Here is a 22,810-nt window from a genome sequence, read left to right on the forward strand (position 1 = left end):
TCACGGGCGGTACGGATGTGGCCAATTCCCGTTCCGGCGGGGCCCGGCACCGGGCCGAACCCCGCCCGAAGGGTCACCCCAGGCTCTCCCGCCACGCCCGGTGCAACTCCGAGAACCGCCCCGGCGCCGCGATCAGCTCACCCGGCGACCCGTCCTCCACGATCCGGCCGCCCTCCATCACCAGGACCCGGTCCGCCCCCTCGACCGTCGAGAGCCGATGCGCGATCACCAGGGCCGTACGGCCCGCCAGCACGGTGTCCATCGCCCGCTGCACCGCCCGCTCGCCCGGCACGTCGAGGGAACTGGTCGCCTCGTCCAGGATGAGTACGGCCGGGTCGGCCAGCAGCGCCCTGGCGAAGGCGACCAACTGGCGCTGACCGGCGGAGATCCGGCCGCCCCGCTTACGGACATCGGTGTCGTACCCGTCGGGCAGCGCCCTGATGAAGTCATCGGCGCCGATGGCCCGGGCGGCCCGCTCGATATCCTCCCGGCCGGCGTCCGGGCGGCCGATGGCGATGTTCTCGGCGACCGTCCCGGAGAAGAGGAACGCCTCTTGGGTCACCATCACCACCCCGCGCCGCAGTTCGGCCGAGCCCAGGTCCGCCAGGGGCACGCCGTCGACCAGGATCCGGCCCTCCGTGGGGTCGTAGAACCGGGCCAGCAGCTTGGCCAGGGTCGACTTGCCCGCGCCCGTCGAGCCCACGACGGCCACCGTCCGGCCCGCCGGGATCGTCAGATCGAACCGGGGCAGCACCTCGCCGCCGGTGCGGTAGGCGAACCGGACCCCGTCGAAGACGACCGTACGGCCGGGCCTGCCCTCGGCCCGCTCCGGCAGGGCCACCGGCCGCTCCGGCTCCAGGACCGACGGCCGCTGCGCCAGCAGCCCGGCGATCTTCTTCAGCGACGCCGCCGCCGACTCGTACGAGTTGAGGAACATACCGAGCCGGTCGATCGGGTCGTAGAGCCGCCGCAGATAGAGGGCGGCGGCGGCCAGCACACCGAGCGCGAGGGTGCCGTCGGCGACCCGGTAGGCGCCCCAGAGCACCATGCCCGCGATCGCCGTATTGGCCAGCAGCCGGGAGCCCAGCACGAAAAGGGCCAGCTCCAGCATCGCGTCGCCGTTGCTGCGGCAGTGATCCTGGTTCAGCTTCCGGAACACCTCGTCGTTCGCCCGCTCCCGGCGGAACGCCCGGACCGGACGGATACCGTTCATGGTCTCCGTGAACCGGACGATCACGGCCGCCATCGCCGTCGACCGCCGGCCGTAGATCACCGCACAGCGCCGCCGGTAGACCCGGATCAGTACGAACAGCGGGGCGAAGGTGGCGACGGCGACCGCGCCGATCCCGAAGTCGAGCCAGAGCAGCAGTACGGAGATGTAGACGAAGGCCAGGACGACGTTGATCAGCTCCTGGAGTCCCTCGTCCAGCAGCTCCCGCAGGGACTCGACGTCCGCCGTCGAACGGGAGATCAGCCGCCCCGAGGTGTACCGCTCGTGGAAGTCGACGCTCAGCGACCGCGAGTGCCGGAAGATCCGGTGCCGCAGATCGAGCAGGACGTCCTGACTGAGCCGGCCGATGACACTGACGAAGAGGTACTGGAGCACCCCGGCGCCGAGCGCCGCCAGCGCGTAACCCGAGGCGACCGCGACCAGTGGCCCGTAGTCGTCGCGGCGGAGCGCCGGAACGCCCCGGTCGATCGCGTACGCCACCAGCAGCGGACCGGCCTGGACGGCGGCCTGCTGGAGCAGGAGCAGCAGGGCGACGGCCGCGACCCGGCGCCGGTACGGGGCGAGCAGCGACCGCAGCAGGGTCCGGGTGGCGTGCGGGGGAGTGGGCAGATCGTCCTGGTCGAACGGGTCCCCGGTGCCGGTGCCGGTGCCGGTTTTGGTTTTGGTTTCCGTGCCTGTGCCGGGCTCGGGATCGATCGTGGTAACGGCCTCGGTCACGGCCCCGGCCGGGTCCCCGGCCGCCGGTGCGACCGGCGGGGAAGACGGGGGCGGGGGCTGCCGCTGCGCCTGGCTCACGAGGTCGTCGTTCCTTCCGGCAGAAGATCATCGGACCGGTCACGCGGCCCCGGCGGATCATCGGCACCCGACATCAGCCAGGCGTACTCCGCACTGGTCCGCATCAGCTCCTGATGCGTACCGACGGCGGCGACCCGGCCGTCCGACAGCAGCGCCACCCGGTCCGCGAGCAGTACCGTCGACGGCCGGTGGGCCACCACGAGCGCCGTGGTGTCCTTCAGTACGTGCCGCAGAGCGGCCTCCACCCGGGCCTCCGTATGAACGTCGAGGGCGGAGAGGGGATCGTCGAGCACCAGGAACCTGGGGCGGGCCGCCACCGCCCTGGCCAGCGCCAACCGCTGCCGCTGCCCGCCCGAGAGCGTCAGCCCCTGCTCGCCGACCTCGGTTCCGGCACCCTGCGGCAGCGCCTCGACGAAATCGGCCTGGGCGATCCCGAGAGCCCGGTCCAGCACGTCCGGCGCGGGCGTACCGTCGTCGCCGACGCCCATCAGTACGTTCTCGGAGACCGTCGCGGAGAACAGCGTCGGCTCCTCGAACGCCACCGACACCAGGGTCCGCAGCCGTTCCCGGGGCAGCGCCGTGATGTCCGTACCGTCCAGGGTGATCCGCCCGGCGGTCGTCTCGTGCAGCCTCGGCACCAGGGCCGTCAAAGTCGTCTTCCCGCTGCCGGTGGCCCCGACGACGGCCATCGTCTCACCGGGCCGGATATGCAGATCGACACCGTCGAGTACGGGCCGGGAACCGTCGGGCGCGTCGGGATAGCGGAAGACGACCCCCTCGAACCGCAGCCCGCCGTCATCCCCCGTACGACCCTGGGGCACCGGCCTCGGAACCGTACTCCCCGACTCGGATTCCGCTCCCGGACCCCGCTCCCGTCCCGGCCCCTGTCCCGGCTCCGGCCGGTCCGTGCCGGACTCCTCCGGCTGGTCCATCACCTCGAAGAACCGCTCGGTCGCGGTCGCCGCCTCCTGGCAGAGCGCCAGCAGGAAGCCGATGGACTCCACCGGCCAGCGCAGCGCCAGCGCCGTCGACAGAAACGCCACCAGAGTGCCCGCCGACAGATCGCCGTCCGCGACCTGGACCGTACCGAGGACCAGGGCCGCGCCGATCGCCAGCTCCGGGATCACGGTCACCGCCGACCAGATCCCCGCCACCATCCGCGCCTTGACCACCTCGGTACCGCGCAGCGCCCCGGCGAGCCCGGCGAAGGCCCGCTCCTGCCCGCGATGGCGGCCGAAGCCCTTGACGACCCGGATCCCGAGGACGCTCTCCTCCGTCACCGTCGTCAGATCCCCGGCCTGGTCCTGGGCGAGCCGGGACGCCCGTGAGTACCGCGCCTCGAAGAAGGAGCAGATCGCGACCAGCGGGACGACCGGCAGCATCAGCACCAGCCCGAGCGTCCACTCCTGGACCAGCAGAATCGCCAGCCCGACGACGATCGTCACCCCGTTGACCAGCAGGAACGTCAGAGGGAACTGGAGGAATATCCGGATCAGCCCCAGATCCGTCGTCCCGCGCGACAGCAACTGACCCGAGGGCCAGCGGTCGTGGAAGGCGAGCGGAACGCGCTGCAGCCGGTGGTACAGATCGGCCCGCAGCGCGGCCTCGACCCCCGCCAGCGGCCGGGCGACCAGCCACCGCCGGAACCCGAAGAGCACCGCCTCCCCGATCCCGAGCAGCAGCAGCGCCAGCGCGCCCAGCCACACCCCGCCGGGGTCGCGGTCGGAGACGGGGCCGTCGACGATCCACTTGAGCACGAGCGGAAAGACCAGCCCGAGACAGGAGGCGACGATCGCCACCCCCGCCGCCGCGAACAACCGCACCCGGACCGGCCGGACGTAGGGCCACAGCCGCAGCAGGATACGGACGACGGACCGCTTGGGCTCCGGAGCGGACTCCGGGGGCGGCTTCTCCTGGGGTGACGGATAAATGGGCATCAGCAGCGAGCCTACGGTTCACCCCTGACGCTCCTCACCTCCTTTTCCCCGCCGCGCCCACGAGGGCGCCGCCCATTGAGCCGGGTTCGCCCGGGGGCCTGCCGTTGTCGCCGGTCTGCGGCCCGGCCGTGGCTTGTCTCGCAGTTCCGCCCCCTATGCCTTCGGCGCTGGGGGGACCCCCAGAGCCTTGGCCCTCCGGGTTGCCGCCTACTACCCGGGTCTCGCCCTGCGACCGGGCGTTGTCGGCGGTCCGCGGCCCGTCCGTGCCTTGTCTCGCAGTTCCCCGAGCCCCTAAATGCTCTCCCGAGCACCGCCTCTGTAGGAGGGACCTGTTCTCTCGGCTGGGGCGGTGAGAAGGGCAACCAGGGGCGCGGGGAACTGCGCGACAAGCCAGCCACGGTCCGCAGACCGCTGACAAGATCAGGTCGCCGGGCGGGCCCGGGTGGGCGAGGGGCGGTGCTCCAGGGAGCCGGAGTCGTACCTCGGGGTCGGCCGATCGGATGATGTCCGGTCGAGCGCGACGGCCGATGCCGCCCGCGCCGTACCACCGCCAACCTAGAGCCATGGCGGCGATCATCGAGGTCACGGACCTCCACAAGGCGTACGACGGCCGGACCGTCGTCGACGGGGTGAGCTTCACCGTCGGCGCGGGTGAGGTCCTCGGTCTCGTCGGGCCCCCGGGTGCGGGAAAGACCACCGTCGCCGAGTGCGTCGGCGGACTGCGGACCCCCGACTCCGGCCGGGTCCTCGTCGACGGGCTCGACCCGGCCGCCGACCAGGCCGGACGGGGCGGACGGGTCGGACGTGCCGAGCCGCCCGGCGTCTCCTCCGGCACCGACCGGCGGCTCCTCCTCGTGATGCTCGCCCTGCTCGGCGGGGAGCGCGCGGTGGTCCTGGACGAACCCGTCACCGGACTCGACGCCCGCGCCCGGCGGCTCGTGGGGCGGCTGGTGGCGGACTTCGTCTCCGGCGGCGGCTGTGTGCTGCTGACCGGCCCCCACCCGGAGGCCGTTCAGGGGCTCTGCGACCGGATCGCCGTCGTGGACCGGGGGCGGATCACGGCCGTCGGGGTTCCCGCCGTACCGGCGTCCGCCGTCGGCCGCCCCGCGACGGCCGTCTCCTTCCGGCCGTCGGCACCGCTGGACGGACGCGAACTGACGGCTCTGCCGGGGGCCCGGTCCGTCACTGTCGACACGGCGCGCGGCCCGGTGCGCGGCGCGGGTGGCGGCCGGATCACCGTCCGGGGTACCGACGAGACCGTCGACGCGCTGATCGCCCTGCTGGTCCGGCGGCGGATCATCGCCCACGGGCTGCGGGTCACGGACGCCCGAACCGGTCCACGCGACGGCCGCGACGGCCCGGCGTACCGGGGCCGGTGCGCCCTCGCGCCCCGGACCGGCCGGACGTCCCGTACCGCGGTCCGGGCGTTACGGGGAGCCGCCCCGTGCTCCGCCGAAGCGTCCCGTACGCCCGGGGGACTCACCGCGACGCACCCGGCGGCGGCCGACGACGAACCGTCCGGAGCACCCGGCCCGCACACCCCGCCCGCACACCGACGTCCGGACGGCGCTTGACGGAGCGCCGCCCGGCAGGGGACCGACCGGAGGGGGGACCGCGTATCCGGTCGGCACCCAGGGACGCGACCGACCGCTCCGGCCGTGTTCCACGTCGCCCCGCCGATCCCGTACGACCCGTACCGGCGGCACACCACCCGGTGTTCCGCCGGGCGGGTACGGGATCGGCGGGGCCGTCGTCCCGTACGCCCCCGACCCCGCCCCCGAGCCCCCTGAACGGCCCGAATCCGAACGCGGTACGGAACACTGCCGCCATGACCGCCGCGACCCGACCCGCCCCCGACGGCGACTCCCCGGACACCGCCCCGCCGTCCGCGACCGCCCCGCTCCCGGCGCTCGCCGACGTCCTCTGGGACCGATTTCACCGCTGCGGCCCGTACGCCGTCCTCGCCCTGGCCACCTTCGTCGCCGTCCTGTCGGGCCGCTCCCTGATGAGCCGTGCCGACGTGTACGCCGCCGCGGTCATGGTCCCGCTGGTCCTCGGGCTGGAGATCCGGCACAGCCGCGCCCGGCGGGCCGCTGCCGGATCCGGTCTCGTCGCCCCGCTGACCCTGCGCGCGGGCGCCCCCGTACTCCCCCTGCTGCACGGCCACGACCCCGCCGGACAGCTCCACTTCGTGCTGCGCGCCCTGCTCACCATCGGACTGACCGTCACCAATCCGTCCTTCGCCCTCTACTCCGTCGTCGGCTTCTTCGCCGCCCCCCATCTGCTGCCCGGCGCCCGGCGGCTGCGGGCCGGGCTGGTGCTCAACGCGATCGCCGGAGCCGGTGCCCAGTCCGGCGGGCTGCCACCGGCCACGGCGTCGAACTGGACCGCGTTCGGGGCGCTGTTCCTGCTCAACTCCGCCCTCTGCTTCGTCTTCGCCCGGATCACCGAACACGAACAGAAGGCGGCCCGGGAGAAGATCGCCACCATCGCCGAACTGGAGCGCACCAACGCCCGGCTCACCCGCGCCCTGGCGGAGAACGCCCACCTCCAGGCCCAGTTGCTGGTCCAGGCCCGGGAGGCGGGCGTCGCGGGTGAACGGCAGCGGCTCGCCGCCGAGATCCACGACACCATCGCCCAGGCCCTGGCCGGGGTCGTCACCCAGCTCCAGGCCGCCGCCGGGGCCGCCGAACCGGAGACCGCCCGGACCCATATGTCCCGGGCCGCCGAACTCGCCAGGGCCGGTCTCGGGGAGGCCCGGCGCTCCGTCCACGACCTGGCGCCCCCCGCCCTCGAACACGACTGTCTGAGCCTGGCGCTGGAGAAGACCGTCGCCGACTGGTCGGAACGGACCGGGATACCCGCCGGGTTCACCGTCACCGGGACCGAGGAGCCGCTGCACGGCGAGGTCGCCGCGGCCCTGCTGCGCATCGTGCAGGAAGCCCTCGCCAACACCGCCCGGCACGCCGGGGCCGGCCGGGCCGGGGTCACCCTCACCTTCCTCGGCGGCGAGGTCGTCGCCGACGTCCGCGACGACGGTACGGGCTTCGACCCGCTCGCCGTCCCCGCCCCGCGCGGGGGCGGTGGCTTCGGGCTGCGGGCCATGCGGGCCAGGGCCGAACGCGTCGCGGGCCGGGTGGAGGTGGAGTCGGAGCCCGGCCGGGGTACCGCGGTCTCCGCTCGCGTACCGTTGGTACCCCATGGCTGACATCTCCCGGACCGCGCCCGTCCCTTCGGCCGTACCGGCGGGCGACGGCACGCCCGCCGGCCGGACGATCACCCTGCTCGTGGCCGACGACCACCCCGTCGTCCGGGACGGACTGCGCGGCATGTTCGACTCGTCCCCCGGCTTCGCCGTCGTCGGCGAGGCCGACAACGGCGAGGACGCCGTCGCCGCCGTCCTCCGGCTCGATCCGGACATCGTCCTGATGGACCTCCGGATGCCCGGCCAGGGCGGCGTCGCGGCCATCGCCGAGCTGACCAGGATCGGGGCCAGGGCCGAAGTGCTGGTCCTCACCACGTACGACACCGACAGCGACACCGTGCCCGCGATCGAGGCGGGCGCGACCGGCTACCTCCTCAAGGACGCCCCGCGCGAGGAGCTGTTCGCCGCCGTCCGGGCCGCCGCCGACGGGCGGACCGTGCTCTCCCCGGCGATCGCCTCCCGGCTGGTGTCGCACGTCCGCGCGCCCCGCCCCACCGGCGGCGAACTGCTGTCGGCGCGCGAGCGGGAGGTGGTGGCCCTGGTCGCCCGGGGGATGTCGAACGAGGAGATCGCGGCCGAACTCTTCATCAGCAAGGCCACGGTGAAGACCCATCTCACCCATCTCTTCGCCAAGCTCGGCGCCAAGGACCGGGCGGCGGCGGTGGCACGGGCGTACGACCACGGCATCCTCGGCGACGCCTGACCGGCCCGGCCCGCCTGACCCCTTGCCCCCCGGACCCGCTCGACAGTCCGGTACGGCCCGCTCGCGCGCCGTACCGGGACACACCGCCCACCGGCCGACGTTTCCCCCATGGGGGCGTGGTCGTTGGGTGGACGTGAGACACCTACTGAAGCGGACCGGCCGGGGCGCGCTGACCGCCCTGGCCTCGGCCGGACTGGCCGCACTGTTGGCGGGGCTCTCCGGGTGCACCCCGGGCGGGGACGGCGGCGGAGACCCCGGCGGGGCCCCCGTACGGCAGGCGTCGGAGGAGGTGATCCGGGTGACCCCGGCGGACGGCGCCGAGGGGGTCGACCCCAAGAGCAGGCTCGAAGTACGGCTCACCAGCGGGCGGCTGGAACGCGTCACGGTCAACCGGATCGAGAACGAGGCGCCGTCCGTCGTCCCCGGCGCGATCTCCGCGGACGGACTGCGCTGGCGGCCGGCCGAGGGCACCCGGCTGGGAGTCGCCGCCAAATACTCCGTCGACGTCCTCGCCCTCGACGGCCACGGCCGCCGCACGGCCCGCCACACCACCTTCACCACCAAGGTCCCCGAGAGCCGGTTCATCGGCTACTTCAAGCCCGAACACCGCTCCACCGTCGGCACCGGGATGATCGTCTCCTTCGACTTCAACCGGAAGATCGAGGACCGGAAGGCCGTCCGGGAGGCGATCCGGATCACCACGGACCCGCCGGTCGAGGTCGTCGGGCACTGGTTCGGCGACCAGCGGCTCGACTTCCGGCCCGAGCGGTACTGGACGCCCGGTACCAAGGTCACCGTCCGGATCCGGCTCCGGGACGTGGAGGCCGCGCCCGGCGCCTACGGCATCCAGGACAAGACCGTCGCCTTCACCATCGGCCGCTCCCAGACGTCCGTGGTCGACGCCGAGGCCAAGACGATGGAGGTACGGAAGGACGGGGCGCTGGTCGCCACCCTGCCGATCACCGCGGGGGCGCCCGACGCGATGACGTACAACGGCAGGATGGTCGTGAGCGAGATGCACGACGTGACCCGGATGAACGGCGCCACGGTCGGCTTCACCGACGCCGACGGCAAGGGCGAGTACGACATCGAGGACGTACCGCACGCCATGCGGCTCACCCGCTCCGGCACCTTCCTGCACGGCAATTACTGGGCGTCGGCCGACACCTTCGGCTCGGCCAACGTCAGCCACGGCTGTATCGGGCTGCGCGATGTGAAGGGCGGCAGCGGGGAGACGCCCGCGGGCTGGTTCTTCGACCGGACCCTGATCGGCGATGTGGTCGAGGTGGTCAACTCGCACGACAAGACGGTCGCGCCCGACAACGGACTCAGCGGCTGGAACATGTCCTGGGAGGAGTGGAAGCGGTAGTCCGGACGGCGAGCGGTGGCCCGTGTGACCGAACGCACGGGAGCGGGCCCCCGTTAGCGCCGGTTAACCTGCCGCCATGAGCACTGTCTCCCTCGAAGTCTCCGGCGGCGTCGGCACCATCCGGCTCGACCGCCCTCCGATGAACGCGCTGGACATCGCCCTCCAGGACCGGCTGCGGGAGCTGGCCGATGAGGCCGGGCGGCGCGACGACGTCCGGGCCGTGATCCTCTACGGCGGTGAGAAGGTCTTCGCCGCGGGCGCCGACATCAAGGAGATGCTGGCGATCGACCACCCCGCGATGGTCGCCCGCTCCCGGGCGCTCCAGGAGGCGTTCACGGCCGTCGCCAGGATCCCCAAGCCGGTGGTCGCCGCGATCACCGGCTACGCCCTCGGCGGCGGCTGCGAACTCGCGCTCTGCGCCGACTACCGGATCGCCGCCGACGACGCCCGGCTCGGCCAGCCCGAGATCCTGCTCGGGCTGATCCCGGGCGCGGGCGGCACCCAGCGGCTCGCCCGGCTGGTGGGGCCGTCCCGGGCCAAGGACCTGATCTTCACCGGGCGTCAGGTGAAGGCGCCCGAGGCGCTGGCGATCGGCCTGGTGGACCGGGTCGTACCGGCGGGTGAGGTGTACGAGGCGGCGCTGGCCTGGGCCGCCCGGCTGGCCCGGGGCCCGGCGCTGGCGCTGCGGGCGGCGAAGGAGTCCGTGGACGCCGGTCTGGAGACCGATATCGAGACGGGTCTCGCGATCGAACGGAACTGGTTCGCCGGGCTGTTCGCCACGGAGGACAAGGAACGCGGGATGCGCGGCTTCGTCACCGAGGGGCCGGGCAAGGCCGTCTTCACCGGGACGGAGGAGCTGAGGGCGGGGGAGACCGCCCCCGGCTCCGGCTCCGGTTCCTGACCCGACCCGGCGCCCGGCTTCCGTACGGTCGCCGGGCTCCCTGGCCGCCCGGCGGGAACCGCCCTGTTGACAGGGTGTCAACGCGGTTCGGGATGGGCACATCTGGTTCCGTGAGGCCAGTGACATATGCCGAAGCGGGCTCCCGGAGCGACGGGTTCCGGGGGCCCTATTCCGCTGGAACCGCCACGGAAACCGCCCCCAGCGGCCATGATGGGGGCATGGCGGGCCTCGAAGGTGTGGAACAACCGCGGCAGCGCGAAGGCGCGACCGCGACCCGGTGGACGACCGCCATCGAGGACGAGCGGGGCCTGAAGGTTCTGGAGAAGTTCGGCGATCCGGCGCGGGCCGAGGTCAGGTTGCCGTCCCGCGCGGAATCCGCGGCCACCGCCCGGCGGCTGACCCACTCCGTGATCGTCCGCCAGTGGGGTCTCTCCGGGCAGATCGCCGAGCCCGCCGTACTGCTCGTCTCCGAACTCGTCGGGAACGCCGTCCGGCACACCGGCGCCCGGGAATTCGGCTTACGGATGACCCGCCGCCCCGGCTGGATCAGGATCGAGGTCCGCGATCCCTCCCGGGGGCTGCCCTGTCTGCTGCCGGTCCAGCCGCTGGACGTCAGCGGGCGGGGGCTCTTCCTGGTCGACCGGCTCTCCGACCGGTGGGGCGTGGATCTGCTGCCGCGCGGCAAGACCACCTGGTTCGAGACCCGGGTGCCCCAGCGGAGCGGCACCCCCTCCTGATCCCCCTCCCTGATCCGCGGCGGCGGAAGCGTGGAAGGCGGCCGAAGAGTGAGAGCCGGGGAGGCGGGGGAGGGGCCGGCGGAAAGCCGGAAGCCCCCAGGGCGCCGGTGTACGGCGGCGGGGGCTTCTCGGGAGCGGCGTGGACAGGGGGGTGTTTCCACGGCCGCCGGGACGACCGAGCCCGGGTCGGGGGGAGGTCGTGTCCCCGACTATGGCAGATCGGGAATCAACTCCCAAACTCGTGAATCACCCATAAGGCATCAAAACGGTCAGTTCGCGTGAGAATCTCAGGTGAGGTGGCGCACTCACCTCATAAATCCTGCTGAATTCCGGTCGGATGGTTGGATTCTTACGGTGGAGTGATATCGCCCGTCACTCGCGAAACGACCTGAATCGGACCAATCATTACTTTCTTCGTATTTTTTGCCTAGCGTCCTCTTCCGTGACCCCGATCGACCGCCGTCGCGCCCTGCGGACCGCAGCGGGGGCCGCCGTCGCCGGCGCTCTCGCCACGAGCTGCGCCGACGGCGGCGGCCCCGCGCGGCCCCCGGCCGACCGTGCCGCCCCGGACCGCGCCCTCCCCGGCCGTACCGCGTCCCCCGGCCCCGGTACGGGCCCGGGCACCCCGGTCGCCCGACCCGCCGGACGGCCGCCCGCCGCCCCCGCGCCCCGCCGCTACCCGGGACGGCCCGACCAGATCACCCACGGCCCCGGGGACCGCGACCGGGTCGCCCTCACCTTCCACGGCGGCGGCGACCCCGCCACCGCGGACGCCGTACTCGCCGAAGCCGAGCGGGCCGGGGCCCGGATCACCGTCCTGGCCGTCGGCGAATGGCTCGACGCCCATCCCCGGCTGGCCCGCCGGATCCTCGACGGCGGCCACGACCTGGGCAACCACACCATGCGCCATCTCGCCGTCAACGGCCTGCCCGAGGCCGAGGCGTACACCGAGATCACCGCCTGCGCCGACCGGCTGCGGCGGCTCACCGGATCCATCGGTACCTGGTTCAGGGCCTCCCGGACGCAGACCGCCACCCCGCTCGTCGTCCGGCTCGCCCGCCGCGCCGGATATCCGCACGTCCTCTCCTACGACCTCGACTCCCTCGACTCCACCTCGCCCGGCGCCCCGGCCGTCACCCGCGCGGTCGCCGAGCGGATCCGCCCCGGATCGGTGGTCAGTCTCCACTTCGGCTATGCGGACACGGTCGCCGCACTGCCCGTCCTCCTCGACGACCTCCACCGGCGCGGACTGCGCGCGGTGACCACCACGGAGCTGCTGAGCTGATGCGTCCCGCCCCCCGCCCCGCCCTCCTCCCGATCCCCGCCCCGGCCCGCCCCGGGACCCGGCGGCCCGTCCGCCGGAGCCGTCTGCTGCTCGCCGGGGCCCTGGTCGCCCTGGTCGCGGGCTGCGGCACCGAGTCCGGACCGGCCGGATCCGCCGAGCGGACCAAGGCCGCCGCGGCCCGTAAACCGGCCGCCCCCGCGGCCCCGCCCGGACTGCCCGGAATGCCGCCCGTGCTCGATCCGAAGGACCTCTACGCCGCCGACCGCCCCAACCGGCTCTCGCCCGTCGTGAAGGACTTCCCCACCAAGGTCTACGTCCCCAACACCAACTCCAACACGGTCTCCGTGATCGACCCGGCCACCTACAAGGTCGTCGAGACGATCCCGGTCGGCGTCCAGCCGCAGCACGTCGTACCGTCCTGGGATCTCAAGACCCTCTGGGTGAACAACAACCGGGGCCACACCCTCACCCCCATCGACCCCGCGACCGGCAAGGCGGGCAAGGAGGTCGAGGTCCACGACCCGTACAACCTCTACTTCACCCCGAACGGCAAGTACGCCGTCGTGATGGCGTCCATGGACCGCGAACTCGTCTTCCGCGACCCGCACACCATGGAACGGAAGAAGACCACCCCGGTGACCTGCTACGGGGTCAATCACGCCGACTTCTCCGCCGACGGCCGGTACTTCATCGTCTCCTGCGAGTTCTCCGGCGAACTGCTCAAGGTCGACACCGAGAAGATGGAGGTCGTCGGGCAGCAGAAGCTTCCCCTGAAGGGCGCGATGCCCCAGGACGTGAAGATCTCCCCGGACGGCAAGACCTTCTACGTCGCCGACATGATGGCCCACGGCGTCTGGGTACTCGACGGCGAGAAGTTCACCACCCCCACCCTGCTGCACACCGGCGAGGGCGCCCACGGCCTCTACATCAGCCGCGACTCCAGGGAGATGTACATCCCCAACCGGGGTGAGGGCTCCGTGTCCGTGTTCGACTTCGCCCGGAACGAGCTGACGAAGAAATGGTGGCTCCCGGGCGGCGGCAGCCCCGACATGGGCGGGGTCTCCGCCGACGGAAAGGTCCTCTGGCTCTCCGGACGGTACGACTCCGAGGTCTACGCCATCGATACCGCCACCGGCAAGGAGCTGGCCCGGATCCCGGTCGGCGACGGCCCCCACGGGCTGGCCTTCTACCCCCAGCCGGGCCGCTACTCCCTGGGTCATACCGGCGTCTTCCGCTGACCCGGCGACTGACCCGGCGACGGCGCCCCCCCGTCCGGCGGGCGGCCGTAGGAGCCGCGCTGTGAGCCCCCGGGCCCGCGGCGCGGCTCTCGCGGTTCACAGCAGGGCGGGCGCGTGGAACGTCCCCAGACCGGAGCCGATATCGCGGTCCAGCCAGTAGCGGCGCGGCTCGGTCAGCATCACGTCGACGCCCACCCCGAGGATCCCCGGAATGGCCGCCAGCTCGTCGTCGACGAAGCGCGCCACCGCCGACCGGTCCGTGACCAGCCCCGCGGCGAGGACCGACAGATCACTCGCCACATGGGCCACCAGCCGGGTCTGCGGCAGCTGATCGATCCGCCGCATCACCTCCGGCGTGTCCCCGGGGGCCACCCGCAGCCGCAGTACGAACGGCGTCTCGAAGCCCAGCCACTCCGAGACGATCTCCAGCCGGGGCCTGACCCAGCCCTCGTCCAGCACCCGGCGGACCACCCGGTGCGCGGTCGACGTGGCGAGCCCGGCCGACCTGGCGATACTCGCCGCCGACGCCCGGCCGTCCTGGATCAGCAGGGCGACCACGGTCCGCTCGGCGTCGTTGAGCGGCTTGGCCGGGGGCGTCACGGTCGCGGTCGCGGTGGCCCCCGGCCGTACCCCGATCAGCGCCAGCAGTTCGGCCCGCTCGCCGTCGCCGAGGAACCGGGGATCCCAGGTGATGCCCCGGCGCAGGGTGCTCAGGGCCGGGAGGGCCTTCACCCGGCGGACCCCCGGCACGGAGAACATCCGGTCGATGGCCCGGCTGGTCTCCGCGTCCGAGGGGGCGTGGACGACCGCGTAGACGGGGTAGTCGCCGGAGAGCTGGGCCAGTACCGGCAGGTGGGGCAGTCCGCGCAGCCGGTCCAGTACGGCCAGCGGGGTGTCGCCGGTGACGTCGAGGAAGACATGGACCGGCATCGCCGCGGAGTGCACACCCCAGTCCGCCTGGCCGATCACCCGGACCATCCGGGCCTCCTGGAGCCGGTCGTAGCGGCGTTTGAGCGTACTGGCGTCGGCGGCCAGGATCCCGCCCAGATCGTCCCAGGTGGCCCGGGGTGCCAGATGCAGCGCGCCGATCAGTCGGCGGTCCAGCTCGTCAAGGAAAGGGCGGGTCATGGCGCCCAACCTTAGCCCGCCGGTTAATCCCACTGTTACCTTCGAGGTCTAGAGAATCGCTCACTCAGGTGCCATTGTTCGCAGGAACATCCTTCACTTGTACGAAGAGGTACCGATGAGCGCCACCTCCGCCGAGCCTCGGCCGTCCGAGCCGCAGTCGAGAGCCCTGCGCACCGCGTTCCGGGGATTCGCCGCGATCGAGAAGGTCGGCAACAAACTTCCCCACCCGTTCTGGCTGTTCTGGATACTCGCCGGAGTCGTCGCCGTCCTCAGCGCCGTACTGGCCGCCGTCGACGTCACCGCCGTCCACCCCGCCAAGGGCGAGGCCATCACGGTCAAGAGCCTGCTCAGCCATGAGGGCCTCACCATGGCCATCGAGGGCGCCGTCGACAACTTCGCCGCCTTCCCGCCGCTGGCCACGATCCTCACCGTGATGTTCGGCATCGTCGTCGCCGAGAAGAGCGGACTCTTCTCCGCCCTGCTCCGCCGGATGGTCGAACGGGTCCCCGGCAAGTACCTCACCTTCGCCCTCTCGCTGACCGCGATGGTCAGTCATGTCGCCGGTGACGCCGCCTACTTCACCCTCGTCCCGATCGGCGCCCTGATCTTCCGCGCCGCCGGGCGCAGCCCCGTACTCGGCTGCATCGTCGCCTATGTCTCGATCTCCGCCGGATACAACGCCTCGCCGTCGCTCACCACCACCGACGTCCTGCTCTCCGGTATCTCCACCGCCGCCGCCCAGACCATCGACGCCGACTACGTCGTCACCCCCGTCGGCAACTACTTCTTCGGCGTCGGCTCCTCGATCCTGGTCGCCCTCGCCATCACCCTCGTCGTCGACAAGGTCATCGCCCGCCGGACCGACCTCGAACCCGACGAGCCGGTCGCCGCCCCCAGCGCCGAGGAGCGCGAGACCATCGAGGTCACCGGGATCCAGCGGCGCGCCCTGCGCGCCACCGGTCTGGTCGCCCTCGGCTTCGTCGTCCTGCTGATCGCGGCCATGACCCCGGTCTCCTCCCCGCTCCGCGGCGAGGGCGGCGGCATCGTCAACTCCCCGGTGATCGGCGGGATGGCGCTCGTCCTCGGCCTCTTCTTCGCCGTCGTCGGAACCGTCTACGGCCGGATGACCGGCACCTTCACCGCCGCCCGCGACATCATCGACGCGATGGTCGCCGGTACGAAGTCGATGGCGCCGATCCTCGTCCTCTTCTTCGCGATCTCCCAGTTCCTCGCCTACTTCAAGTGGACGAACATCGGCGACATCCTCGCCGTCAAGGGCGCCGAGACCCTGCGCGACCTCGATCTGTCGGGATGGACCGTGCTGGTCGGCATCGCCGTACTGATCACCATCATGAACCTGGTCATCACCAGCGGCTCCGCCCTTTGGGCCCTGGCCGCGCCGGTACTCGTCCCCATGCTGATGCTCATCGGCATCGAGCCCGAGACCACCCAGGCCGTCTACCGGGTCGCCGACTCCGTCACCAACTGCGTCACCCCGATGAGCCCGTACTTCGTGATGGCCCTGGGCTTCATCCAGCAGTACCGCAAGTCCGCCGGAATCGGCACCCTCGCCTCCTTCACCATCCCGATCGCCGCCGTCGTCTGGGTCGCCTGGATGGCGTTCTTCGTCGCCTGGTACCTGCTCGGCATCCCCTTCGGCATCAGCTGAGCCCCGGCGGCCCGCCCGGGCGGCCCGTCACCCGCCCCGTACCCCTTCCCTACGCACCCCGTACGCGCCTCGTACGCACCCCCGTGCGAACCCGTACGAGGGGTCCCTCCGTACCGGAACCGCACCGGCTCCCGTACGGGACGTCCTCGAACGAGAAAGCAGACCATGACCGCAGTGCCCGCCGACGATCTCACCGCCCGAGCCCACGAGGCATCGGCCCGGATCGTCGCCGACATCCTCTCCCTCGTCCACCACGAGACCGGCAGCGACGATCTGCCCGGCCTCGCGGCCGGCCTGGACCATCTGCGCGAACTCACCGTCAGCCGGCTCGGCCCGCCCGACCGCGAGGAGCGCCACCCCGGCGGCGAGTACGGCGACACCCTCACCCTCACCTACACCGGAACCGGCCCCGGACACGTGGCACTGATCGGCCACTACGACACCGTCTGGCCGACCGGCACCCTGGCCGGCTGGGAACCCCCGGCGCCCGACGCCGACGGCCGCGAGAAGCTCGGCGGCCCCGGCATCTTCGATATGAAGACCGGACTGATCCAGGGCGTCTGGGCCCTCGCCCTCGCCCGGGAGAGCGGCGCGCCCCTCCCCACCGTCACCTTCCTCTTCAACGGCGACGAGGAGATCGGCTCCCTCTCGTCCCGGCCCCTGATCGAGGAACTCGCCCGCCGGGTGGACGCCACCCTGGTCCTGGAGCCCTCCGCGCACGGCGCCGTCAAGACCTCCCGCAAGGGCTCCGGCATCTTCCGGATCACGGTCACCGGCGTCGAGGCCCACGCCGGACTCGCCCCCCAGGACGGGGCGAGCGCCATCACCGCGCTCTCCGAGTTCGTGGTCGCCGCGGCGAAGGTCGCCGCCCCCGAACGGGGCACCACCATCAACACCGGCCTCGTCCAGGGCGGCTCCGCCACCAACGTCGTCGCCGGACGGGCCACCGCCAGTGTCGACATCCGGGTCACCAGCCGGGCCGAACAGGACCGCGTCGACCGGGAACTGGACGCCGTCCGGGTCAGCGACCCCCGGGTCCGGGTGGAGATCGACCACGCCTGGAACCGGCCCCCCATGACCCTCGACGCCGCCTCCGCGCCCCTGCTCGCCCTCGCCCGCGAGGTCGCCCGCGAACAGGGCCGGGACGAACTCCCCGACACCGCCGTCGGCGGCGCCAGCGACGCCAACTTCGTCGCCGCCCTCGGCCGCCCCGTCCTCTGCGGCATGGGCGCGGTCGGCGACGGAGCCCACGCCAGGACCGAGTTCGTCTACCCCGACACCGTGCCCGCCCAGACCGCCCTCGTCGCGGGCATGCTGCGCCGCCTGGCCGACCCGCTGCCCGGCACCCCGGCCTGACCGGCCCCACCACCCCGCCCGGACGGCGCCGGACCACCCCGCCGTCCGGGCGGACACCACACCTCGCCGCCCCGACGCCCCTGCCGGTCAACTCCCGGCGCCGACCCGCCCACCCGGGGGTGACGTTGCCCGGGGCGGTGCCGCCGGACCGGGATGGTGATCATCATGGTCATCAGCAACCGCCCGCGCCGCCGGGCCGCCCTCTTCGTCCTCGCCCTCTCCGCCGCGCTCCTCCCGGCCGCCGCGACCACCGTCGCCCCCGCCTCCGCCGCGCCCACCGGCACGGCACCCGCGACCGTCCCCGCCGCCGCGGTTCGGGCCGCCGCGCCCGCCAACTCCTGTCCCGCCGTCGAGGACCGGCTCTACGCCGCCGCCGACCGCCGGGTCGACATCAACCGCATCACCCCCACCCCCGCCTGGCGCGCCAACTGCCTCCAGCTCTACCGGACCGACGGGCGCGGCCCCGAAATCGTCTTCGAACAGGGCTTCCACCCCAAGGCCCCGCTCGACGGCCAGTACGACATCGAGCAGTACGTCCTGGTCAACCAGCCCTCCCCGTATGTCTCCACCACCTACAACCACGATCTGTACAAGTCGTGGAAAAACGGCTGGAACTACTACATCGACGCCCCTGGCGGAGTCGATGTGAACAAGACCATCGGCGACACCCACAAGTACGCCGACCAGGTCGAGGTGGCCTTCCCCGGCGGTGTGGCCCGGGAGTTCATCGTCGGCGTCTGCCCCGTCGACAAGGAGAAGAAGACCGAGATCATGGACGGCTGCCGGGACAACCCGTACTACGTCCCGTGGCGCGCCGGATACCCCGCCGCGTCCGTCCAGCAGACCCCGGCCGCCACCACGGCCGGAGCACCCGCCCCGGCGCCCGGCGCGACCTCCCCGGCCGTCCCCGGCCGGCGCCCCGCCACCACCCCGGCCGGAGCGACCGGCGGCCCCGCTATTCCGGCCGTCGGCTGACCGAGAACAGCGCCTCCGAACCCACCGGGACGAACCCCGCCGACCGGAACGCCCGCACACTGCGGGCGTTCCCCGGCGCTATCTGCGCCCACACCGCGTCCCCCGGCACCAACTGCCGGGCCGCCCGGGCCAGGACCGCCCCCAGCCCCCGGCCCCGCGCCCGCTCGTCCAGCTCGATCGCGCACTCCCAGCGCCCCGCCACCCCGCGCCCCAGCATCACCACCCCGCCGTCGGCGGCCCAGACCCGCACCTCGTCCCGGTGCGCCAGCGCCCACGCCACCCGGGGATGCGCCGGATCGTCGATCTCCCGCAGCGGTATCTCCGGCGCGCCCGGCAGCGCCCCGGCGACGGCCAGTTGGTCGATCGTGCTCATCCAGCGGCCCGTCCGCGCCAGCAGCGCCGCCAGGAACACCGGGTTCATCGGCGCGGACAGCGGATCCGAGGGCGCCGACGCCACCTGCTCGCGTACCCACCCCGGGTCCTCGTCCGTGAAGACGACGGCATGGGCCGTGAAGGCCACCACCCCCGCGTCCCGGGCCGAGGGCTGCCCGACCACCGTGATCCGCCCGTCGGGCGCGGGAAACCGTCCGCGTGACGCGTCGTCGAGGATCCGGCTCAGTTCATCGCTCATCCCGCCATGATCCACGAGACCCCCCGACAGGCCCTTCGCGTCGTCCACAGCCCCGCACCGATAATCTGATCCCGTCAACAGAGCACCCAGGAGGGGCGGAAGCAGTGGCGGACATCGAAGAGGCCCGCAAGGCGTTCGACCGGTACGACGTCGACGGCGACGGACTCATCACGGCGGCGGAGTACAAGAGCGTCATGGCGCAGCTGGGGGACTTCAACGTCACCGAGACGGTCGCCCAGGCGGTCATCAAGTCGAAGGACGCCAACGGCGACGGCATGCTGACGTTCGAGGAGTTCTGGGCGTCCTTCGCCAAGAGCTGACGCGGCGCACCGGCCGGGGGCCGGGGCCCGGTCCACGCGACCCGGGCCCCGGCCCCGCCCGTTTCCGTACCGGTTCACCCGTCCGGGGCGGACCGAAAGGGCATGAATTCTCGAATACGCCACGGATGTACGGTTCACCACGTTCCGCACGGGGGTGAATGTCCCTATGGTGGTGCCGAGTACCAGCCGGTAGGACCGTACGCCGCCGCCCACGCGGCTCCGACAGGTCCCCGGTGACCAGCCCGGCCCCCCTTCGGCCCGCCCCTCCGTCCCGCCGCCCGACTCCCGGCCGTCGTACCGGCGCGGCCCGCGCGTACCCGGTGCCGTTCCGCCACGACACCCCCGGCGCCCCGCCGGTCCCCGGGGCAAGGGATGACAGCGACAAGGCCGCCAACAGCGCCAACAGGGACGGCAGGAACGGCAGGAACGGCCGACGGGTTCCCGGGGCCCGGCATCGCCGATCACCCACCAGGAGACACCGTGTCCTTATCAGGAAGACCCCGGATACCGACCCCGACCGGAAGACCCCGCACCCCGGGCCGGGTCCGCGCGCCCGGTGCCCTGCCCCTCATCGGGCACGCCGTCAGCATGCTCAGGGACCCGTACGGCTTCTTCGGCTCGCTGCCCGCCCACGGCGAACTCGTCGACATCGGCATCGGCCCGTTCAAGGCGACCGTCGTCACCACCGCCGAACTGACCTACGAGGTCCTGAAGGACGACCGCACCTTCGACAAGGGCGGCCTGATCTACGAACGGACCCGCGAGGTCCTCGGCGACGGGGTGGTGACCTGCCCCTACAAGGACCACCGCCGACTGCGGCGAGTGGCCCAGCCCGCCTTCGGCACCGTACGCCAGCAGGCGTACACCAGGCTGATGAGCGAACAGATCACCCGGGTGACCGGGGCCTGGTCCCACGGCCGGGAGATCGACATCCTGGCCGATATGACCACCGTCGCCGCCCGGACCGGGGTGGCCGCCTTCTTCGCCGGGCATCTGGCCTCCCCCGAACTGTCGAAGACACCCGGGGACCTCGCCACCGTCAGCGACGGCGTCTTCCGGCGAATGGCCCTCCCCGCACCCCTCGACCGGATACCGACCCCGGGCAAACGGCGCTACGACCGCAGCCGGGCCCGGCTGCGCGGCACCATCGACGCCGTGATCGCCGACTACCGGCGGACCGGCGAGGACCACGGCGATCTGCTGTCGATGCTGCTGGCCACCACCGGCGACAAGCTCACCGACACCGAACTCAACGACGCCGCGATCACCTTCTTCTTCGGCGCCACCGACACCATCGCCATCACCATCTCCTGGGCGCTGCACCGGCTCTCCACGGACCCGGAGCTGGAATCGGCCCTGCACACCGAGGTCGACACCGTCCTCGCGGGCCGGGCCGCGGGCCACGACGACCTCGAACACCTCACCCTCACCAAGCGGATCATCACCGAGACCCTGCGGATGTATCCACCGATCTGGATCTTCACCCGTGAGGTCACCACCGACACCCCGCTGGCCGGACACCACCTGCGGGCCGGAACCAATCTGGTGATCAGCCCCTATGTGCTGCACCACTCGACCGCGACCTACGCGGACCCGGAACGCTTCGATCCGTCCCGCTGGGAGGGCAAGGCGCTGGGACGCGTCCGCGACCACGTCGAGAACGGGATCATCCCGTTCGGCGCGGGCCCCCGGAAGTGCATGGGCGACGTCTTCGCGATGAACGAGATCACCCTGGCACTGGCCGATATCGCCGCCCGCTGGCGGCTGCGCCCCGTCGATCCCGCCGCCGTCCGCCCGGCCCACGGCGCGATCCTCGGCCCGGTCGGCCTCCGGCTGCGTACCGAAGCCCGCCCGTCGGCCGCCTCCTGACCCTCCGGTCCCGTTCCCCGCCCCGCCGCCCCTGGTTCAGGGAGTGGCCTCCCCGTACATCATGTGCTCCCAGTCGGTGACCACCGCACAGAAACGGGCCCATTCGTCCTTTTTGGCGGCGAGATAGAGGTCGGCGATCTCCGGTGTGAGCGAGTCCCTGACCACCGGGTCCGCCGCGAAGGCGGTCAGGGCCTCGCCCAGGGTGGCGGGCAGGGCGGGGAAGCGGGGCGCGGGGCCGTCCGGGGCGCCCTGCGGGGGACCCGGATCGGTCCGGTGCGCCAGGCCGTCCGCGATGGCGCCGAGCAGGACGGCATGGGAGAGATAGGGATTGACCATGGCGTCGGGGAGCTTGCATTCGAGCCGGCCGTTGGCGGGCAGCCGTACCGTGCAGGTCTTGTCGTCCATGCCCCAGTCGATGCGTTCGGGGGCGAAGAGGCCCGCGTCCCAGTACCGCTTGTAGGAGTTGACGGTCGACCCCATGACGGCCATCGCGCCCGCGGCGTGGGTCAGGATGCCGCCGAGGGCGTACCGCCCGGTCTCGGAGAGATGGAGTTCCCGGCGGCCGGGGTCGGCCAGCACATTCCGCTCGCCGTCCCAGAGGCTGAGGTTGTGATGGCAGCCGTTGCCCATCACCCCGGTCGCGGGCTTCGGCATGAAACTGGCCGACAGACCCAGCTCCCGGGCGACCTGACGGCAGATCTGGCGGAAGACGATCAGCCGGTCGGCGGTGAGTTCGGCCCGGTCGTACATCCAGTTCAGTTCGAGCTGGCCGGGGTCCTCGTAGTCGCCCTCGATCATGTCGAGCCCCAGCGCCCGGCCGTAGCCGATCACCTTCTGATAGACGGGGCGGCAGCGTTCCAGCAGATCGACCCGGTACGCCGGGCACGAGTCGGGCCGCTGGGGAGCCGCCAGACCGGGCCCGGTCCAGGTCGTCTCGGGTTCGCAGCCGGAGCGCAGGACGAGCCCGGTCCGTTCGGTGAACTCCCGGTGCCGCCGGGCGAGATGGCCCCGGGCATCGGCGGCGAACGGGGCGCCGCCGATGTCCGGCCGGTGCTCGGGCTCGTAGAGGAGGCAGAAGAACCGTCCGACGCTCCGGTCCCAGGGCAGTACGGCGAAGGTGTCCACTTCGGGCAGGGCGACGAACTCGGCCGCCCGGGCGCCGCCGCCCAGGAGGGTGCCGTGCCGGTCGGTCTGGATATCGGCGGCGACGCTCCGGTGCAGCCGGACACCGTGCTCCAGGCTGCGGAGCAGATGACCGGCGGGCACCACCTTCCCCACCACCCGGCCGCCGAGGGTGACCGACTGGTAGTACACGTACTCCACGCCCGCCTCGGCGATCCGCTTCCGGACGGCGTCCACCGCCTCCCGGTCGGTGTTCCGCTCGCGATGGCGGTCGAGTGCGGTGGCACCCGGGGAACGGTCGGTCATGGACACCTCGTAGCGGAATCGGAGTGGCGGGTG

General features: G+C 72.6%; 17 protein-coding genes and 1 pseudogene. 13 read left to right on the plus strand and 5 right to left on the minus strand.

Annotated features, from left to right (window positions below; all coding sequences use genetic code 11):
* Positions 1-73: 73 nt before the first annotated feature.
* Both AB0G74_RS09150 and AB0G74_RS09155 read right to left on the minus strand, forming a co-directional pair.
* Positions 74-1,927, minus strand: coding sequence for an ABC transporter ATP-binding protein (locus tag AB0G74_RS09150; RefSeq protein ID WP_361142573.1), 1,854 nt, complete (start codon positions 1,925-1,927; stop codon positions 74-76).
* Between the two features lie 95 nt (positions 1,928-2,022).
* Complete coding sequence (locus AB0G74_RS09155) at positions 2,023-3,963, minus strand: ABC transporter ATP-binding protein (RefSeq protein WP_361142328.1); 1,941 nt, start codon at positions 3,961-3,963, stop codon at positions 2,023-2,025.
* Between the two features lie 563 nt (positions 3,964-4,526).
* Between AB0G74_RS09155 and AB0G74_RS09160 the strand changes: the two genes are divergently transcribed.
* From AB0G74_RS09160 to AB0G74_RS09195, 8 genes are all read left to right on the plus strand, one after another.
* Complete coding sequence (locus AB0G74_RS09160) at positions 4,527-5,537, plus strand: ATP-binding cassette domain-containing protein (protein ID WP_361142330.1); 1,011 nt, start codon at positions 4,527-4,529, stop codon at positions 5,535-5,537.
* A 254-nt stretch (positions 5,538-5,791) separates the two neighbouring features.
* The gene (locus tag AB0G74_RS09165) at positions 5,792-7,171 is read left to right on the plus strand and encodes a sensor histidine kinase (protein ID WP_361142333.1); all 1,380 of its coding nucleotides are present in this window, start codon (positions 5,792-5,794) and stop codon (positions 7,169-7,171) included.
* Positions 7,164-7,871: a response regulator transcription factor gene (locus AB0G74_RS09170; protein WP_361142336.1), complete on the plus strand. Its 708-nt coding sequence runs from the start codon at positions 7,164-7,166 to the stop codon at positions 7,869-7,871. The genes AB0G74_RS09165 and AB0G74_RS09170 overlap by 8 nt, the downstream gene beginning before the upstream one ends.
* Positions 7,872-8,004: 133 nt before the next feature.
* Positions 8,005-9,240, plus strand: coding sequence for an Ig-like domain-containing protein (locus AB0G74_RS09175; RefSeq protein ID WP_361142339.1), 1,236 nt, complete (start codon positions 8,005-8,007; stop codon positions 9,238-9,240).
* 76 nt (positions 9,241-9,316) lie between these two features.
* Positions 9,317-10,141: an enoyl-CoA hydratase/isomerase family protein gene (locus AB0G74_RS09180; RefSeq protein WP_361142341.1), complete on the plus strand. Its 825-nt coding sequence runs from the start codon at positions 9,317-9,319 to the stop codon at positions 10,139-10,141.
* Between the two features lie 218 nt (positions 10,142-10,359).
* Positions 10,360-10,878 (plus strand): ATP-binding protein, encoded by a 519-nt coding sequence (locus tag AB0G74_RS09185; protein ID WP_361142344.1) that lies wholly within the window; start codon positions 10,360-10,362, stop codon positions 10,876-10,878.
* A 442-nt stretch (positions 10,879-11,320) separates the two neighbouring features.
* Positions 11,321-12,163 carry a polysaccharide deacetylase family protein gene (locus AB0G74_RS09190; RefSeq protein WP_361142347.1) on the plus strand — a complete coding sequence of 281 codons (843 nt, stop codon included), beginning with the start codon at positions 11,321-11,323 and terminating at the stop codon, positions 12,161-12,163.
* Complete coding sequence (locus AB0G74_RS09195) at positions 12,163-13,401, plus strand: YncE family protein (RefSeq protein WP_361142350.1); 1,239 nt, start codon at positions 12,163-12,165, stop codon at positions 13,399-13,401. The genes AB0G74_RS09190 and AB0G74_RS09195 overlap by 1 nt, the downstream gene beginning before the upstream one ends.
* Before the next feature lie 96 nt (positions 13,402-13,497).
* Here the strand turns inward: AB0G74_RS09195 and AB0G74_RS09200 are convergent, their stop codons facing one another.
* Entirely contained in the window at positions 13,498-14,529 is a 1,032-nt protein-coding gene (locus AB0G74_RS09200; RefSeq protein ID WP_361142353.1) for an Lrp/AsnC family transcriptional regulator, read from the minus strand.
* Positions 14,530-14,644: 115 nt separating this feature from the next.
* Here AB0G74_RS09200 and AB0G74_RS09205 point away from each other — a divergent pair, with 115 nt between their 5' ends.
* From AB0G74_RS09205 to AB0G74_RS09215, 3 genes and pseudogenes are all read left to right on the plus strand, one after another.
* Positions 14,645-16,198, plus strand: a complete 1,554-nt coding sequence (locus AB0G74_RS09205) for an AbgT family transporter (RefSeq protein WP_361142356.1) — start codon at positions 14,645-14,647, stop codon at positions 16,196-16,198.
* Positions 16,199-16,363: 165 nt separating this feature from the next.
* Complete coding sequence (locus tag AB0G74_RS09210) at positions 16,364-17,554, plus strand: M20/M25/M40 family metallo-hydrolase (RefSeq protein ID WP_361142359.1); 1,191 nt, start codon at positions 16,364-16,366, stop codon at positions 17,552-17,554.
* Positions 17,555-17,707: 153 nt separating this feature from the next.
* Positions 17,708-18,364: pseudogene (locus AB0G74_RS09215) on the plus strand (ADP-ribosyltransferase); the annotation flags it as partial.
* A gap of 145 nt (positions 18,365-18,509) precedes the next feature.
* Here the strand turns inward: AB0G74_RS09215 and AB0G74_RS09220 are convergent.
* Positions 18,510-19,160 carry a GNAT family N-acetyltransferase gene (locus tag AB0G74_RS09220; RefSeq protein ID WP_361142362.1) on the minus strand — a complete coding sequence of 217 codons (651 nt, stop codon included), beginning with the start codon at positions 19,158-19,160 and terminating at the stop codon, positions 18,510-18,512.
* Between the two features lie 104 nt (positions 19,161-19,264).
* On the opposite strand from AB0G74_RS09220, the gene AB0G74_RS09225 reads away from it, so the two are divergent.
* On the plus strand, positions 19,265-19,480 hold the full coding sequence (locus tag AB0G74_RS09225) for an EF-hand domain-containing protein (RefSeq protein ID WP_361142365.1): 216 nt from the start codon (positions 19,265-19,267) through the stop codon (positions 19,478-19,480).
* A 372-nt stretch (positions 19,481-19,852) separates the two neighbouring features.
* Positions 19,853-21,349, plus strand: a complete 1,497-nt coding sequence (locus AB0G74_RS09230; RefSeq protein WP_361142368.1) for a cytochrome P450 — start codon at positions 19,853-19,855, stop codon at positions 21,347-21,349.
* Between the two features lie 36 nt (positions 21,350-21,385).
* Here the strand turns inward: AB0G74_RS09230 and AB0G74_RS09235 are convergent, their stop codons facing one another.
* On the minus strand, positions 21,386-22,777 hold the full coding sequence (locus AB0G74_RS09235) for a glutamine synthetase (RefSeq protein WP_361142371.1): 1,392 nt from the start codon (positions 22,775-22,777) through the stop codon (positions 21,386-21,388).
* Between the last annotated feature and the right edge of the window lie 33 nt (positions 22,778-22,810).

It is taken from the genome of Streptomyces sp. NPDC020875 (genome assembly GCF_040641415.1).
GTDB lineage: Bacteria > Actinomycetota > Actinomycetes > Streptomycetales > Streptomycetaceae > Streptomyces.